Raw genomic sequence first — 14,582 nt, 5'->3', positions numbered from 1 at the left:
TCGTCCGAAAGAGAAATAGAAGTATTCTCTTCGGGCAATACCTTCCAGGGCATTGCAATCCATTTGAACCAGATTCTTTCGTCAGACTGTCGAAAGCATCGGTGAATAAATCGCATCAAAGAGCATCTTTGCAAAAATTTTACCTAATGGCTTTTCAGCTTCTTTACCAGATTGTTCTAGCGTGGCGCCCAGATGCCCCGCTGCCAGATCGTCCACATGGCCCAGATCGTCCACATGGCAAAGAGGACCCCGAATGAAACGCTGCATGTTCGTCGACGATTCAAGCGTCATCCGCAAGGTTGCAAAGCGCATCCTTGGCGGCTCCGACATGATTGTCATCGAAGCGGCCAGCGGGCTTGACGCGGTCGAGATGTGCGCAGCCGACATGCCCGATGTCATTGTCGTCGATGGCGCCCTGCCCGACATGCAGGCCGTGGATTTCATCCGCCGCGTGCGCGCCATGGAAGCCCCGGTGACACCCCAGATCCTGATTTCCCTGGTCGAACTGGACGTGGGTTCGATCATGCGGGCCAAGCGCGCCGGCGCTCAGGGCTACCTGCTGAAGCCGTTCAACCGGCCGCAGCTGCTCGAGCGTTTCCGCACCTTGAAAGTCGCCGCCTGATTCACGCAACCATCAACGCATAAAAGCAAAACCCGGCCAAGGCCGGGTTTTCATGGGGAACGAATCGAACGAGCGGTTTTCGCTCAGGCGCTGACGCGAATATCTTCCGGTTCGCGCAGCACATAGCCACGACCCCAGACCGTCTCGATATAGTTCTGGCCACCGGAAGCCGCGTCGAGCTTCTTGCGCAGCTTGCAGATGAAGACGTCGATGATCTTCAGTTCCGGCTCGTCCATGCCGCCATAAAGGTGGTTGAGGAACATTTCCTTGGTGAGTGTGGTGCCCTTGCGCAGCGAGAGCAGCTCCAGCATCTGGTATTCCTTGCCGGTCAGGTGCACGCGCTGTCCGCCGACCTCGACGGTCTTGGCATCGAGATTGACGACCAGGTCGCCAGTGGTGATGACCGACTGAGCATGTCCCTTGGAACGGCGCACAATGGCGTGGATTCGCGCCACCAGCTCGTCCTTGTGGAACGGCTTGGTCATGTAGTCGTCGGCGCCGAAGCCAAGGCCGCGCACCTTGTCCTCGATGCCGGCCATGCCGGACAGGATCAGGATCGGCGTCTTCACCTTGGACAGGCGCAGTGTTCTCAACACTTCATAACCCGACATGTCCGGGAGGTTGAGGTCGAGAAGGATGATGTCGTAGTCGTAGAGCTTGCCTAGATCGACCCCCTCTTCGCCGAGGTCCGTCGTATAGACGTTGAAACTTTCCGATTTGAGCATCAGCTCGATGCTCTGTGCGGTTGCACTGTCATCTTCAATCAGCAGAACACGCATTTCATTCCCCTTTTCTGCTGCCGGACCATTTCGCGACCCATCGGGCCGGTAGCAGTGATTGCCTAGTGCAGAGGCTGCCATCGAATGGTTAACAAAACCTAATTCCGCATCCATAACGGTACCAGATTTTTTAACCCCTTTCTACACCCTCTTGAATCTAATAATGAATCACAGACCCAAATCGCTAATGCAACACATTAATAATCCAGCCTAAGTGACTCAAGGGACTCATCGGCCGCGCTCCGCATCGCTAGCCGGAATTTTTACCCGGCCTTAAGTCCTGAGCCGTATGATTAACAATGCCCGTAAACGAATGGTTACCGCCGGCAAAAAACTTTAGGATTTTGTTTCCCATAGTTCGGGGAAAGCCGGTGGACACGGGTGACGCTTGGGCCTTTCTGAGCGGATTGGACGATATGTGCGGGTGTGCGTTTCCGGGAGTACCGAATCATGAAGTCACGTGAAAACCTCGTTCGTCTGAAACAGTTTCAGGTGAACGAGAAGCGCCGGCAGCTGCTGCAGCTCGACATGATGATTGCCGAGTTCGAACGCATGGCCGTCGAACTGGAGCTTCAGATCACCGCTGAAGAGAAGAAGGCTGGCATCACCGACATCAACCATTTCGCCTATCCGACCTTCGCCAAGGCGGCGCGCTTGCGCCGCGACAACCTCAGAAATTCGCAAAGCGACCTCGCACAGCAACGAAGTGCCGCCGAATCACTACTCGGCGAAGCTGAAGCGGAGCTGTCCAAGGCGGAAATGCTGGAGTCGCGCGACACCAAGATCCGCGACACGGAAATTGGTGGCCGCAGCGCCATGATTGGCTGAGGCAAGAGTCGCCGCGCAAGCGCCGGCGACTGGCGATCCGAATGGCTGAATCAGGGGCGCATGCGTCGCCCTACTGCATGTCGCCCGAAAGCAGCCCCGGTTTTGGGCGAACGACATGCATAAGAATCAAGAACCTGATGTGGGTCGCATGAATCTCTTCAGACGCGACACGTTTTAGGCAGCTTCCCCTTCCATGATCGCGCGGGCTCGCGCCTCCTTGATGTCGGGCGCATGCTGTTCCGACCAGGCCCTTATCTGACTGAGCAACCCCGCCAGGTTCTGGCCGAGTTCGGTGAGCTCGTACTCGACGCGCGGCGGGATAACCGGGAAGATTTCTCGCCGCACAAGGCCGTCGCGTTCGAGGACACGCAGCGTCTGCGTCAGCATCTTTGGTGTGATACCCTCGAGCTTGCGGGCAAGCTCGCCATTGCGCATCCGGCCCCGCCGCAGCGCGCACACCACCAGGTAAACCCATTTGCTGGCCAGCATCTCCAGCACCGTGTGCGACGGACACGTGCGCCGGTACGCATCATAGCCGAATGGGGAACTCTCTTCACTATCCATAGGGTGCCTATATATAGAAAAGGTACATACTAGACAAGAGATTATTACTATCCGAATGATAGTGGCACATGAACAAGCAGGAGACTTCCATGCGTGCCATCATCCAGAATTCCGTCGGCGGACCCGACGTCCTTGTCATCGCCGATCGTCCCGACCCACAGCCCAAGGCCGGCGAAGTGCTTGTCCGCGTCAAGGCGGCCGGCATCAACCCGGTCGACGGCGCCGTGCGCGCCGGCTATTTCCCGCTGCTCGGCGAACCGCCCTTCATTCTCGGCTGGGATGTATCGGGAACCGTCGAGGCGCTAGGCCCGGACGTGACAGGCCTCAAGGTCGGTGATGCCGTGTTCGGCATGCCGCGCTTTCCCAAGCAGGCGGCGGCCTATGCCGAACTGGCCGCAGTGCCCGCGGATGAAATGGCCCCCAAGCCCGCAGGCATCGATCATGTCCACGCCGGGGCGCTGCCGCTGGCGGGGCTGACGGCCTGGCAAGGCTTGGTCCGCCATGGCGCATTGAAATCGGGCCAACGCGTGCTGATCCATGCCGCGGCCGGCGGCGTCGGGCATCTGGCCGTGCAGGTCGCCAAGGCACTGGGCGCCTATGTCATCGCCACGGCGAGCCCCGAAAAGCTGGATTTCGTCCGTTCGCTCGGCGCCGACGAGGTCATCGACTACACCAAAGGTGATTTCACCGGCAGCGTTGGCAATGTCGACCTGGTGCTGGAGACCGTGGGCGGCGATCATGCCGAACACTCGTTGAAGGTGATCAAGGCGGGCGGCGTGCTGGTTTCGCTGCTCAATGTCAGCGACGCGGCCAAGGCGCAGGCCAAGGAAAAGGGCATTCGTGTCGAGCGCATGTCCGTGGTGCCCGACCGCGCCAGTCTTATCGAACTTGGCAAACTGATCGACGAAAAGAAACTCGTGGTCCACGTGGCCAAGACGTTTCCGCTCGATCAGGCGGGTGCGGCCCATAGCTTTCTCGGCACCAGGCCGATCGGCAAGGTGGTGCTGACGGTCTGAAACAAGAATCGTCGCGGCGAAACAAAAGGGCGCGGATACCGCGCCCTTTTTCTTTGTCAGACCAGCCTAGTGTCGATATTGCTGGATGCGCGTCGTGCGCAGCCCGGCAAGGCCGTATTCATCGATCGACGCCTGCCAGGACAGGAATTCCTCGGTGGTCAGCTTGTACCGCTGGCACGCTTCTTCAAGGCTCAAAAGCCCGCCGCGCACCGCTGCAACCACTTCCGCCTTGCGCCGGATGACCCAGCGACGCGTATTCGTCGGCGGCAGATCGGCAATCGTAAGAGGGCTGCCGTCAGGCCCGATAACATATTTGACTCGCGGTCTAACCAGATCGGTCATCGTACTCTCTACAAAAAACTCAAAGACCCAATCCCCACCACGTTACCGCCACAGCTTTAAAAATTGCCTAAGCAGACCCTAATGACTAGGTAAGGATCATGAACGCTGCGTTAGTCTTTTCGCCGGCATTTGAACCATCTGCCGACATGTGAGGAATTCGCCCGTGAAAATCGGCGCGACCTCAAAGCTGGCGCGCCCGGAAAGCTTGACCTATATTCCGGCCATCGGCATTCAGCGCCGTGCAGAATGAAAGAACCATGAACAGTCTCGATCTTCCCGGACGCCCTGAAGATACCCGCATCGTCGTTGCCATGTCGGGCGGCGTCGATTCATCGGTCGTCGCCGGCCTTCTCAAGCGCGAGGGCTATGACGTCGTTGGCGTCACCCTGCAGCTTTATGACCATGGCGCGGCGACACACCGGGCTGGCTCCTGCTGCGCCGGGCAGGATATTGATGATGCCCGCCGCGTCTCCGAGACCCTCGGCATTCCCCACTATGTGCTCGACTATGAAGAGCGTTTCCGCAAGGCGGTCATCGATCCGTTCGCCGAAAGCTATGTTGCCGGCGAAACGCCGATCCCATGCGTCTCGTGCAACCAGACGGTCAAGTTCGCCGACCTTCTGGCCACAGCCAAGGAACTTGGCGCCGACGCGCTGGCGACGGGCCATTACATCCGCTCCGGCGCCAACGGCGCCCACCGCGCGCTGTTCCGGCCGGTCGATGCCGACCGCGACCAGAGCTACTTCCTGTTCGCCACCACGCAGGCTCAGATCGACTATCTGCGCTTTCCGCTCGGCGGCCTGCCGAAGCCGCAGGTTCGCGCCATTGCCGAGGAGATGGGGCTGACGGTGGCCGCCAAGCAGGACAGCCAGGACATCTGCTTCGTGCCGCAGGGCAAATATTCCGACATCATCGCCAAGCTGAAGCCGACCGCCGCCAATCCGGGCGACATCGTCCACATCGACGGCCGCGTGCTCGGCCGCCATGAAGGCATATTGCGCTATACGATCGGCCAGCGCCGCGGCATTGGCATCGCCTCGGGCGAGCCGCTCTACGTCGTCCATCTCGACGCAGAACGGGCCCGCGTCGTCGTTGGCCCGCGCGAGGCGCTGGAGACGCACAAGATCTATCTGCGCAACATGAACTGGCTGGGCGACGGTTCGCTGGCCGACATCCCGCCGGCAGGGCTGGAACTGTTCGCCAAGGTCCGCTCGACCAGGCCGCCACGTCCGGCGATGCTGCGCCACAAGGCCGGCGTCACCTCGGTCGAATTGGCCGACGGCGAGTCCGGCATCGCGCCGGGACAGGCCTGCGTGCTCTATTCCGACGACGGCAACGAGGCCCGCGTGTTTGGCGGCGGCTTCATCGAGCGTTCCGAGCGCGGCGCCGAGGCCGAGGCGATGCTGAGCCGGCTCGCCGCCAGGCCGGCGCAGATTCCCGCCGAATAGGCAGGCGGCAAGCGTTACGACCTGATCCGTTCGAATCGGATCAGGCGCCTGGTGCAATTACAGGAAAAGTGCGTAGCGGTTTTCCGTCCGGAATTCCGTTAAAATAGGGAGATAGAGCGGTTCTGCGTTTCCGTGAAACGATGAACCACTCTAGTGCATGTCGCCCAAAAGTGCGCAGCGGTTTTGGGACAACGACATGCATAAAAACAAAGCCCTAGAACGCGTCGGCATGAATCCGTTCAGACGTGGCGCGCTTTAGTCTAGAGCAGCGGCGTTTTCTTTCAGGGATTGGACCTGCTGTGGGTGACGGTGCCCGCGGTCAGGATCCGCAGCACCCTGATCGCTTCCTCGCCGCTGGTGCGCGGTTCGGCGCGGGTCTCGATGCACTGGATGAAATGTTCGAGTTCACGCGTCAGCGGCATGCCCTCGCCCACCGCGACATAGGACGGCTCATTGGCGGTGAACGCCCACTGGCCGCTGTCCTGCCACACCGCGTGGCGGTAGACGGCAAGCTTGCGCTCCCAGGGCTCGACATCGTCGAAGACAGCCATCGCCTTGGTTCCGACAACAGTCAGCCGCCGCTCGCGATAAGGGTTGAGCCGCGACGCGAAGAGATGGCCGCGCAGGCCGTTGGGAAAGCGCATGTGCAGATGCGCGAAATCGCTGAGATTGTCGAGAAGGGCCGCGCCCTCGCCGCGCACTTCGATCGGCTCGGTGCCGGTGATCGCCAGGATCATCGACAGATCATGCGGCGCCAGGTCCCACAGCGCGTCGTTCTCGGTGTGAAACTTGCCGAGCCCGAGCCGGTGCGAGTGGATGTATTTGACCTCGCCCAGTTCCCCCTTGTCGATCAGCGTCTTCAGCATCTCGAAGGCGGGGTGGAAGCGCAACACATGGCCGACCATGAAGACGCGGCCATTGTCCTTGGCCGCCTGCACCGAACGCTCGGCGTCCGCGACCGTCAGCGCGATCGGCTTTTCCACCAGCACGTCCTTGCCGTGTTCGACGGCGCGCACGGCGAGGTCGGCGTGGAATTGCGGCGGCAGCGCCATGACGATTGCGTCGACATCGTCGCGAAGGAAAAGCTGATCAGGCTCGATGGCCAGGCAATCCTGCTCGCTGGCGAAACCTTCCGCGCGGGCGCGGTTGGCGTCGGAAACGGCATGCAGGGCGCCAAGCGCCTTGAGGGTGCGGATATGGTTGCTGCCCCAGTATCCGCAACCGAGGACTGCTATGCGCGGCTTCATCGTGTTGAACTCGAAATATTCGTGGCCGAGACATAGCGGCGTGCCCCGTCGAACTCAACCCCGGCACCTGTGCTGAAATGCCTGGGCAGGGAAGCTTTTCGCGAATGACAATATGCCGGCGTACTGGTTGCTTCGATGCTTGACAGGCTTACCCTCCCAACCTTATATCCGCCCGACCTTGGTGAACGCCTCGACATGCCTTTCGATTTAAGGCGGATTTCGGGCCTTTCACCGCCCTGGCGGGGTAGCTCAGTTGGTTAGAGCACGGGAATCATAATCCTGGGGTCGGGGGTTCAAGTCCCTCTCCCGCTACCAAAGTTCTTGAAGAAAATCAGACATTTATCGAAACATGAGGCAGCTGGCCTGCCTTATGTTTCGAATTCTCTCATAGCACACAGCATTCCTGCACCATTTCCCGATCCGCTTAGCTATGGCTACGACGGTCCACAAAATGGCCATCGTTCGGCGGCGATCAAACCGAAGGTGACGAATCTCAGCGCAATCCCCTCCCAATCAAGGAATTGAGACCTGTTATTTCGCCTCTGTAGGAGAAAATATCCAGGCGGCGAGGCTGAATTGAGTATGCTGCGGGGTTCTTACGGGAAAACTGGAGTACACTATGTCCCGCTTCTGCCAGGGGAAGGCCATCGCAGCCACCCTGCAATCCCATTCGAAGCACCACCGCGACGCGGCTGGCAGCACCGTTGACGAAGCCTGCATCGCACTGACCGAAGAATAAAGGCCACCCGTTCAGGAAGGCAGTAGACATTGGTCCGACCCGAGCCAAAGCATGAGGAAAACCGCAGCCGAGTCTGCATTTGACAATTCTTGCTGGAGGCTCTGGCGGATAGCGGCGGCAAAGCCGCTCGGCAAGAGACCTACTTCTTCGCCAGGGAGAACTGGAAATTCACGCCAGCGAAAATCTGCCAGACAGGGTTTCCCCTGCCTCTGCTGAAAACCGTGTATTGCGGCTCGACGAACGCGTTCATGGTGACCTTGTCGCTGACCTGGAAGACTTTGCCGATGCCGAACCCGACGGGGATCGCGTAGTCGCCATTTTCGAGGCCGAAGTTCCAGGTTGCGGAGGATCGCAGGTAGAAACCGTCCTTGAGGTTGTAGTTCACGATTGGCTGAAAGGTAGCTGTCGATACGTTCTCGCGGTCACTTTGGCCGGCGAATGAAGCTTGATATGTCGCAAGCCCCCCGAGCAGGCCCCAGCTTTGCGGGGCGATGACCAGGCCAACCGCCCCGGCCTGCCATTTCCCGGCGCCGAGCGCCTCATCGGTTGCGGTTGGCAGGACGACGAGGGGACCGGCGCCGAATGAAACGGTTTTCCCCGGGAAGACGAAGATATCCATGAGCGTCAGATCGCCCAGGCCCGTCACATAGCCGTCCGGAAACTCCGGTGCCGTGGCGATCGGCAGGGTGAAGCGAAGCAGCTGCGGCGCGCCAAACAGGTCCGACGGGATCAGCCCGCGGAGCAGAAACTGGTTTGCATAACGATCCGGAACATCCTTCAATTCCGGAACAACCTGTGAGCTCAGCCCTCTTTGAGGGCGAGCACAGGCTGATGCCCCCCATGCCCAGCAGCTTCTCACAATCTGGGCTGCCTCCGGCCGCCATCGGCCGCGGCCCTTGTCGAGCAGGCAGAGGGTTGACAGGCCACCGCTCCTGCGATTGTATATTGAAAATATATTTTCGATATATGGCAACCAATGCTCGCAAGCGCACCCAAGAAACGCCAAAGCGACACCGCCTATGAGGGGCTGCGGACCGCCATCATTCGCGCCGATTTGAAACCCGGCTCGCCGATCAACGAACGTGAATGCATGGAAATGCTCTCGGTCGGGCGCACGCCGCTGCGGGAGGCGCTGCAGCGTCTCGCGCAGGAGGATCTCGTCCTGTCGGTGCCGCAGCGCGGCTATTTCGTGTCGGCGACATCGGCTGCCGACTTCTTCCATCTGCATGAATTCCGCCTGCACTCGGAAATCCTTTCCGTGCGGATGGCCGCCGTGCGCATCACGCCGGCGCAGCTTGCCGAGTTCGCGGCGCTGATGTCGGAGGCGCGGGCCGGAGTGGACGAGCGCCAGCCGGACATAAACTGGCATCTCGGCATCGACGAACGCATGCATCGGCTGGTGGCACAGGCGAGCGGCAACCATTATCTCGCCCAGGCTTTGACCCGCCTCTACGCTCTGTCCGTGCGCAGCCTCTACGTCTCGCATATGCCGGTCACGCTGATGCAGGACGAGCTCGACAATTTCGACGCCATCCGCTCGGCGCTGGAAGCGCACGATCCCGACCGAGCCGAGCGGGCCATGCGCGATCACCTGACGATCAGCGGGGTGGATGTGGTGCGCCCCGCCAAGGTGCCGCCCGCTCGGCAGACGACGGAGGCGTGAGATGAGCCAGCGAGCATACAGCCTGACCACGCTGGCGATGCTCGCTCCCTCGCTGATCATGGCCGTGCTGCTGCTGGCCATTCCGCTGTTCATCGTCGTCGCCTACAGCTTTGCCGGACGCGACGCCTATGGCGCCGTCGTCACCGGCTTCTCACTCGACAGCTACCGCGAACTGTTCCAGGCGACCTACCTGCCGATCTTCCTCAATTCGCTGCGCCTAGCCCTCGCCTCCACCGCAATCTCCGTCCTGCTTGGCTACCCGATCGCCTACTTCATCGTCTTCCGCGCCGGTCGCTATGCCACTCTGCTGCTGGCACTGCTGCTCATTCCGTTCTGGGTCGATTTCATGATCCGCATGTCGAGCTGGATGGTGTTGCTCGGCCGCAACGGCACGCTCAATGGACTTCTGACCGGAGTTGGCATTGTCGATGAGCCCATCCGCATGATCGGCACCTATCCGGCGGTGCTGGTCGGCATGCTCTATGCCTTCCTGCCGACCACCGTCCTGCCGATCTATGCCTCGCTGAACAGCATCGACCGCCGCCTGATCGAGGCCGCCAACGACCTCGGCGCCAGCCCTTTGGAGGCGTTCTGGCGGGTAACCTTTCCGCTTTCGCTGCCCGGCGTCATGGCGGCAATCCTGTTCGTCTTCGTGCCAGCGATGGGCGTCTATGCCATTCCTGTTCTGCTCGGCGGCGGCAAGAGCATCATTCTCGGCAACCTGATCGTCCAGCTGTTCCTCGAATTTCGCAACATCCCGCTCGGCGCGGCCGTGTCGGTGGTGATGCTGGTGCTGTCGTCGGTGGTGATCATCTTCTACATGCGGCTGCTCAGCCGGGTCGAGGCGGCGCGGGCATGACAAGATTCCGTCCGTCATCGCTGTTCGTCCCGGTATTGACATTTGCCGGCTATGTATTCCTGTTCGCACCGCTGGTGATCCTGGTCGCCTATTCGTTCAACAGCGGCCGCTCCACGGTGGTCTGGACCGGGTTCTCGCTCGACTGGTACGCGCAGGTCTTCAGCGACCGCGGCTTGCAGGCAAGCATCAAGGTCAGCGCCATCGTGGCGTCCATCTCGGCGCTGTTGAGCACGGTGATCGGCACCAGCGCTGCGCTCGCGGTCGTGAAGCGGAAATTCCCCGCCAAGAACCTGTTCTCCACCGTCCTGATCGCGCCACTGGTTCTGCCCGAGATCGTGCTGGCGGTCGGGCTGCTTGTCGCCACGGTCTGGTCGGGCGTCACGCTGGGCTATTCGACGCTGGTCGCCGGACACACGCTTGTTTCGGCGCCGTTCACCTTCCTGATCGTGCGCGCCGCCGCGGCCGGACTGGACCCGCGCCTCGACGAGGCGGCTGCGGATCTCGGCGCCAACAGCCGGCAGATCTTCATGCGCGTCACGCTGCCGCTGCTGGCGCCTGCCATACTGTCCGCGGTCCTGCTTTCGCTGGTCATTTCCTTCGACAACTTCGTCATGTCGACCTTCGTGTCGGGCGTCGGAACAACGCCGCTGCCGATCCAGATCTACGCGATGCTCAAGACGGGGCTCACTCCCAAGATCAACGCGCTCGGAACCATTCTCATCGGCGTCAACGTGCTGGCGATCCTGCTGGTGCTGGGACGCTATCTAAAGACGGTGCGCTAGGCCGCTAGACGCACCCAAAACAAAGGGGAACTGCCATGATGAAATACAAACTGCTTCTCGCCACCACGGCGCTGCTGGCTGCAAGCCTGGCCGCCTCTGCCGAGGAACTTCACATCTATGCCTGGGCAAGCGAGTTGCCGCAGGAAATCGTCGACGATTTCGCCAAGGAAACCGGCATCGCCACGACGATGGACACCTATGATTCCAACGAGACCATGATGGCCAAGCTCTCCGCCGGCGCCTCGGGCTTCGACCTGATCGAGCCAAGCCAGTACACCGTGCAGGTCTTGTCGAAGCAGGGGCTGCTGCTGGAACTCGACCATTCCAAGATACCTAATCTTTCCAACCTTTCGGAGGACTTCAAGAACGTCTCCTACGATGCCGGCCAAAAACACTCCGTGCCTTACATCTGGGGCACCACCGGGCTCGCCTACAACACCGATTGCGTAAAGCAGCCGATCACCAGTTGGAAGGCGATGTGGGACCCCCAGTATCAAGGCCGCGTCTACATGCTGGACAACATGCTGGCCGCTTACATCGTCGGCCTCCAGGTCAACGGCTTCCGTGCCGGCACCACGAATGCGGCCGAGATCGAAAAGGCGACGCAATCGCTGATCGAGCAGAAGAAGGTGCTCGGCGGCTACAACAGCACCAACTTCGCCGAGCTGGTGGCGTCCGGCGAAGCTTGCATCGTCGAGGCCTGGAATGGCAACATCACGCAGATCCTCAGCGAGAGCCCGAATGTGCGCTACGTGATTCCGCAAGAGGGTGGCTCGATGTGGATCGACGGATTTGCGATCCCCAAGAGCGCCAAGAATGTCGATGCCGCCCACAAGTTCATCGACTACATCATGCGACCGGAGGTCGCTGCCAAGGCAGCCAATCTCAGCAAATCGGCAACGGTGATCGACGCCGCCAAGGCGCTGCTGCCGAAGGAGGTTTCCGGCAACGTGGCGATTTATCCGCCGGCGGATTCGCTCAAGAAAGTCGACTTCATCCTCGACACCGGCGATGCCACGAAACTCTACCAGGACGGCTGGACGAAGGTGAAAACGGCGCAATGAGGGGGCCTAACCGCGAAAGGCTGGGCGGCTTCCTGCCGCCTGGCCTGGAGCAGCACCGCAACAAGCCGGATTTGTAGATGACCATCGAGCAGAAAAACCTCGCGGGCGGCACGGGTCGCCCGGCGATCGAGTTGATCGGCGTCAGCAAGGCGTTCGACGGGGCGTCGCAGCAATTGGCTGTCGACGACATGAACCTGACCATCGCGGCGGGTGAGTTCTTCACGTTCCTCGGCCCGTCGGGCTGCGGCAAGACCACGACATTGCGCATGATCGCCGGCTTCGAGACGCCGACCAAGGGCAGGATCCTGCTGCAGGGCCAGGATGTCTCCGACCTTCCGGCGCATCTGCGCAACGTGAACACCGTCTTCCAGAGTTACGCGCTGTTTCCGCATCTGAACGTCGAGGACAATGTCGCCTTCGGCCTGGCGGTCAAACGCGTGCCGCGCGCGGATCGCGGCGATCGGGTCTGCGCCGCGCTCGACCTGGTGCGCATGCGCCACGCTGCCAGGCGCAAGCCGTCGGAACTCTCGGGCGGCCAGCAGCAGCGCGTGGCGCTGGCGCGTGCCCTCGTCAATGAGCCGTCCGTACTCCTGCTCGACGAACCTTTTGGCGCGCTGGACCTGAAACTGCGGCGCGAGATGCAGCTCGAGGTAAAGGAGATGCAGCGCAGGCTGGGCATCACCTTCGTCTTCGTGACCCACGACCAGGAAGAAGCCCTGACCATGTCGGACCGCATCGCGGTCATGAGCGCAGGCCTGGTGCGGCAGGTCGACGATCCCATCGGCATCTACGAGCGTCCCGCGGATCGCTTCACCGCCGGCTTCATCGGCGACATGAACATGCTGGCGGCCACGGTAAGTGGCAAGCGCGACGGCCTTTTCGAAGTCGAGGCCGGCGGTGCCGCCTTTTCGCTGCGCGCGAACAGGGCATTCGACGTCGATCAATCCTGCACGCTCGCCGTCCGCCCCGAAGCATTGAGCTTTGCCTCGGCCGACGGGTCCGCGGCGACGTGCTTCGCCGGGTCGGTCGCCGGGACCGTCTACATCGGCACCGATCGGCTTTATGCCGTACGCCTCGCCAGTGGAGAGACCATTACCGTGCGTGCGCGCAACACCGACGGCGCGGACACGGTCGCCATCGGGCAACCGGTCACGGTCTCCTGCCCCTCCGCAGCCATTCACCTCCTGAAAGACTAGGACATTCGATGAGCATACGTTCCTACAGGATCAAACAGATCCCTCCCCCGCTCGATCGCTCGCTGATCGAGCGTCTCGCAAGGGTCGAGGCAGCGACCGTCGGTCATTATCTGCACGACCGTTTCATGCGCACCGACATCCGGCCGCTGATCGACGGCGTCCGCGTTGCCGGAACTGCCGTGACGGTGTCGATCCCCGGTGCCGACTCCACACTGCTGTACTACGCGATGGACCGTGTGCGGCCAGGCGACATACTGGTGATCGACCGTGCCGGCGATGAGCGGCATGCGCCGTGGGGCGGCTTCATGGCGGCGGTGGCCAAGGTGCGCGGCCTCGCGGGCGTCATCATCGATGGCGTCGTCACCGATCCCGCAGCGATCCGCGTCGCCGGCGTGCCGACATGGGCGCGTGGCGTGTCGCCGATCACCACCAAGCTGCTCAACCTGGGTGGCGGCTTCAATATTCCGATCGGTTGCGGCGGCGTCGTCGTCAACCCTGGCGACGCGGTGCTCGCAGACGATTGCGGCATCCTCGTGCTGCCACCCGAACAGGTCGACGGGGTCACGTCCGTGGCGCTGTTCGACCAGGAGGATGAAGGCAGCTGGGTGCGAAAAATCGAGGCCGGAGCACGCCTGCAGGATCTCGTCGACATCGACGGCATGATCGCCGAACGCAACAAGAAGGATCAGGCGTCGCATGGCTGAGCAGATCGAACATTTCGCCGTATGGCTGTCGACCCCGCATCAGGCGATGATGGAGATCGCCCATGACATCGGCTACCGGCATATCGTGCTCGACATCGAGCACGGCCTCTTCGATCTCGAGGCCACCGACCGCATCGTCGCGCTCGGCAAGGCGCTGGGCATGAAAATGCACGCCAAGGTGCTCGGGCCTGAAGCGATCCCTATCCAGCAGGCGCTCGACATGGGCTGCGACAGCGTCATCATTCCGCATATCGGCGACCTCGAACATGCGCGCCGTGTCACGCTTTCGGCAAAATACCCGCCGCTCGGCAATCGCAGTTTCTCCGGCACGCGTCCCGCACGCTACAATGTCGTTTCGCCCGACTATTACGAGCGGGAAAACATCAACACACGCTGCTATCCGATGATCGAATCGGCGGCCGCGCTGAACGACGTCGAGGCCATTCTGGCCTTGCCGACCGTTGACGGCGTGTTCGTCGGGCCGAGCGATCTGTCGCTGGACAGTGGGCGCGGCGCCTATCGCAACACCGGCGAGGACAAGGCCGCCATCCGGCGGATCGCCGCCGCCGCGAGCGCGGCGGGCAAGCCGTGGATCATGCCGGCCTGGACGCGCACCGAGCGGACGGCCGCGCTGGAGCTCGGCGCCGGTCTGCTCGTCGTCGCCGACGAATATGGTGCGATCCTGTCCGGCCTCGCCGACGCCGCGAAATGAACCCGAAGAGAGAGATG

The 14,582-nt window shown here is 61.5% G+C and carries 17 protein-coding genes and 1 tRNA gene; 12 read left to right on the top strand and 6 right to left on the bottom strand.

The window, feature by feature from the left end:
- Positions 1-81: 81 nt before the first annotated feature.
- On the bottom strand, positions 82-234 hold the full coding sequence (locus ABVQ20_RS26630) for a hypothetical protein (protein WP_354462636.1): 153 nt from the start codon (positions 232-234) through the stop codon (positions 82-84).
- 19 nt (positions 235-253) lie between these two features.
- On the opposite strand from ABVQ20_RS26630, the gene ABVQ20_RS26625 reads away from it, so the two are divergent.
- Positions 254-622 carry a response regulator gene (locus tag ABVQ20_RS26625; RefSeq protein ID WP_354462635.1) on the top strand — a complete coding sequence of 123 codons (369 nt, stop codon included), beginning with the start codon at positions 254-256 and terminating at the stop codon, positions 620-622.
- A gap of 83 nt (positions 623-705) precedes the next feature.
- On the opposite strand, the gene ctrA is transcribed toward ABVQ20_RS26625, so the two are convergent.
- Positions 706-1,401: a response regulator transcription factor CtrA gene (ctrA, locus tag ABVQ20_RS26620; protein ID WP_006203583.1), complete on the bottom strand. Its 696-nt coding sequence runs from the start codon at positions 1,399-1,401 to the stop codon at positions 706-708.
- Positions 1,402-1,851: 450 nt separating this feature from the next.
- Between ctrA and ABVQ20_RS26615 the strand changes: the two genes are divergently transcribed.
- A complete protein-coding gene (locus tag ABVQ20_RS26615) occupies positions 1,852-2,229 on the top strand; it encodes a flagellar export protein FliJ (protein ID WP_227349689.1) in 378 nt (125 codons plus the stop codon).
- 174 nt (positions 2,230-2,403) lie between these two features.
- Here the strand turns inward: ABVQ20_RS26615 and ABVQ20_RS26610 are convergent, their stop codons facing one another.
- Entirely contained in the window at positions 2,404-2,793 is a 390-nt protein-coding gene (locus ABVQ20_RS26610; protein WP_354462634.1) for a winged helix-turn-helix transcriptional regulator, read from the bottom strand.
- 89 nt (positions 2,794-2,882) lie between these two features.
- On the opposite strand from ABVQ20_RS26610, the gene ABVQ20_RS26605 reads away from it, so the two are divergent.
- Positions 2,883-3,809: an NADP-dependent oxidoreductase gene (locus tag ABVQ20_RS26605; protein ID WP_354462633.1), complete on the top strand. Its 927-nt coding sequence runs from the start codon at positions 2,883-2,885 to the stop codon at positions 3,807-3,809.
- 66 nt (positions 3,810-3,875) lie between these two features.
- On the opposite strand, the gene sciP is transcribed toward ABVQ20_RS26605, so the two are convergent.
- The gene (gene sciP / locus ABVQ20_RS26600) at positions 3,876-4,151 is read right to left on the bottom strand and encodes a CtrA inhibitor SciP (protein WP_006203587.1); all 276 of its coding nucleotides are present in this window, start codon (positions 4,149-4,151) and stop codon (positions 3,876-3,878) included.
- A 257-nt stretch (positions 4,152-4,408) separates the two neighbouring features.
- On the opposite strand from sciP, the gene mnmA reads away from it, so the two are divergent.
- On the top strand, positions 4,409-5,599 hold the full coding sequence (gene mnmA, locus ABVQ20_RS26595) for a tRNA 2-thiouridine(34) synthase MnmA (protein WP_354462632.1): 1,191 nt from the start codon (positions 4,409-4,411) through the stop codon (positions 5,597-5,599).
- A 281-nt stretch (positions 5,600-5,880) separates the two neighbouring features.
- On the opposite strand, the gene ABVQ20_RS26590 is transcribed toward mnmA, so the two are convergent.
- Entirely contained in the window at positions 5,881-6,846 is a 966-nt protein-coding gene (locus ABVQ20_RS26590) for a Gfo/Idh/MocA family protein (protein ID WP_354462631.1), read from the bottom strand.
- A gap of 238 nt (positions 6,847-7,084) precedes the next feature.
- Here ABVQ20_RS26590 and ABVQ20_RS26585 point away from each other — a divergent pair.
- Positions 7,085-7,161 (top strand) — tRNA-Met (locus ABVQ20_RS26585).
- Positions 7,162-7,724: 563 nt separating this feature from the next.
- Here ABVQ20_RS26585 and ABVQ20_RS26580 read toward each other — a convergent pair.
- Positions 7,725-8,366, bottom strand: a complete 642-nt coding sequence (locus ABVQ20_RS26580) for a hypothetical protein (RefSeq protein WP_354462630.1) — start codon at positions 8,364-8,366, stop codon at positions 7,725-7,727.
- A gap of 195 nt (positions 8,367-8,561) precedes the next feature.
- Between ABVQ20_RS26580 and ABVQ20_RS26575 the strand changes: the two genes are divergently transcribed.
- From ABVQ20_RS26575 to ABVQ20_RS26545, 7 genes are all read left to right on the top strand, one after another.
- Positions 8,562-9,248 carry a GntR family transcriptional regulator gene (locus ABVQ20_RS26575; RefSeq protein WP_354462629.1) on the top strand — a complete coding sequence of 229 codons (687 nt, stop codon included), beginning with the start codon at positions 8,562-8,564 and terminating at the stop codon, positions 9,246-9,248.
- Between the two features lies 1 nt (position 9,249).
- Positions 9,250-10,107, top strand: a complete 858-nt coding sequence (locus ABVQ20_RS26570; protein WP_354462628.1) for an ABC transporter permease — start codon at positions 9,250-9,252, stop codon at positions 10,105-10,107.
- Positions 10,104-10,889, top strand: coding sequence for an ABC transporter permease (locus tag ABVQ20_RS26565; protein ID WP_354462627.1), 786 nt, complete (start codon positions 10,104-10,106; stop codon positions 10,887-10,889). Before ABVQ20_RS26570 ends, ABVQ20_RS26565 begins: the two co-directional genes overlap by 4 nt.
- Before the next feature lie 35 nt (positions 10,890-10,924).
- Positions 10,925-11,953: a polyamine ABC transporter substrate-binding protein gene (locus ABVQ20_RS26560; RefSeq protein WP_354462626.1), complete on the top strand. Its 1,029-nt coding sequence runs from the start codon at positions 10,925-10,927 to the stop codon at positions 11,951-11,953.
- A 77-nt stretch (positions 11,954-12,030) separates the two neighbouring features.
- The gene (locus tag ABVQ20_RS26555; protein WP_354462625.1) at positions 12,031-13,149 is read left to right on the top strand and encodes an ABC transporter ATP-binding protein; all 1,119 of its coding nucleotides are present in this window, start codon (positions 12,031-12,033) and stop codon (positions 13,147-13,149) included.
- A gap of 8 nt (positions 13,150-13,157) precedes the next feature.
- Entirely contained in the window at positions 13,158-13,853 is a 696-nt protein-coding gene (locus ABVQ20_RS26550) for an RraA family protein (RefSeq protein WP_354462624.1), read from the top strand.
- Positions 13,846-14,565, top strand: coding sequence for an HpcH/HpaI aldolase family protein (locus ABVQ20_RS26545; RefSeq protein WP_354462623.1), 720 nt, complete (start codon positions 13,846-13,848; stop codon positions 14,563-14,565). The genes ABVQ20_RS26550 and ABVQ20_RS26545 overlap by 8 nt, the downstream gene beginning before the upstream one ends.
- The last annotated feature ends 17 nt before the right edge of the window (positions 14,566-14,582 follow it).

The organism is Mesorhizobium shangrilense (assembly GCF_040537815.1).
Taxonomy (GTDB): Bacteria; Pseudomonadota; Alphaproteobacteria; order Rhizobiales; family Rhizobiaceae; genus Mesorhizobium; species Mesorhizobium shangrilense.
Note: the sequence above shows the minus strand (reverse complement) of the source record. Positions and strands in the feature narration are given on the sequence as shown.

Excerpts from the sequence above, each read along its gene's own strand:
- ABVQ20_RS26625 (WP_354462635.1), top strand. The coding sequence starts at position 254 with ATGAAACGCTGCATGTTCGTCGACGATTCAAGCGTCATCCGCAAGGTT.
- ctrA (WP_006203583.1), bottom strand. The coding sequence starts at position 1,401 with ATGCGTGTTCTGCTGATTGAAGATGACAGTGCAACCGCACAGAGCATC.
- ABVQ20_RS26615 (WP_227349689.1), top strand. The coding sequence starts at position 1,852 with ATGAAGTCACGTGAAAACCTCGTTCGTCTGAAACAGTTTCAGGTGAAC.
- ABVQ20_RS26610 (WP_354462634.1), bottom strand. The coding sequence starts at position 2,793 with ATGGATAGTGAAGAGAGTTCCCCATTCGGCTATGATGCGTACCGGCGC.
- ABVQ20_RS26605 (WP_354462633.1), top strand. The coding sequence starts at position 2,883 with ATGCGTGCCATCATCCAGAATTCCGTCGGCGGACCCGACGTCCTTGTC.
- sciP (WP_006203587.1), bottom strand. The coding sequence starts at position 4,151 with ATGACCGATCTGGTTAGACCGCGAGTCAAATATGTTATCGGGCCTGAC.
- mnmA (WP_354462632.1), top strand. The coding sequence starts at position 4,409 with ATGAACAGTCTCGATCTTCCCGGACGCCCTGAAGATACCCGCATCGTC.
- ABVQ20_RS26590 (WP_354462631.1), bottom strand. The coding sequence starts at position 6,846 with ATGAAGCCGCGCATAGCAGTCCTCGGTTGCGGATACTGGGGCAGCAAC.
- ABVQ20_RS26575 (WP_354462629.1), top strand. The coding sequence starts at position 8,562 with ATGCTCGCAAGCGCACCCAAGAAACGCCAAAGCGACACCGCCTATGAG.
- ABVQ20_RS26570 (WP_354462628.1), top strand. The coding sequence starts at position 9,250 with ATGAGCCAGCGAGCATACAGCCTGACCACGCTGGCGATGCTCGCTCCC.
- ABVQ20_RS26565 (WP_354462627.1), top strand. The coding sequence starts at position 10,104 with ATGACAAGATTCCGTCCGTCATCGCTGTTCGTCCCGGTATTGACATTT.
- ABVQ20_RS26560 (WP_354462626.1), top strand. The coding sequence starts at position 10,925 with ATGATGAAATACAAACTGCTTCTCGCCACCACGGCGCTGCTGGCTGCA.
- ABVQ20_RS26555 (WP_354462625.1), top strand. The coding sequence starts at position 12,031 with ATGACCATCGAGCAGAAAAACCTCGCGGGCGGCACGGGTCGCCCGGCG.
- ABVQ20_RS26550 (WP_354462624.1), top strand. The coding sequence starts at position 13,158 with ATGAGCATACGTTCCTACAGGATCAAACAGATCCCTCCCCCGCTCGAT.
- ABVQ20_RS26545 (WP_354462623.1), top strand. The coding sequence starts at position 13,846 with ATGGCTGAGCAGATCGAACATTTCGCCGTATGGCTGTCGACCCCGCAT.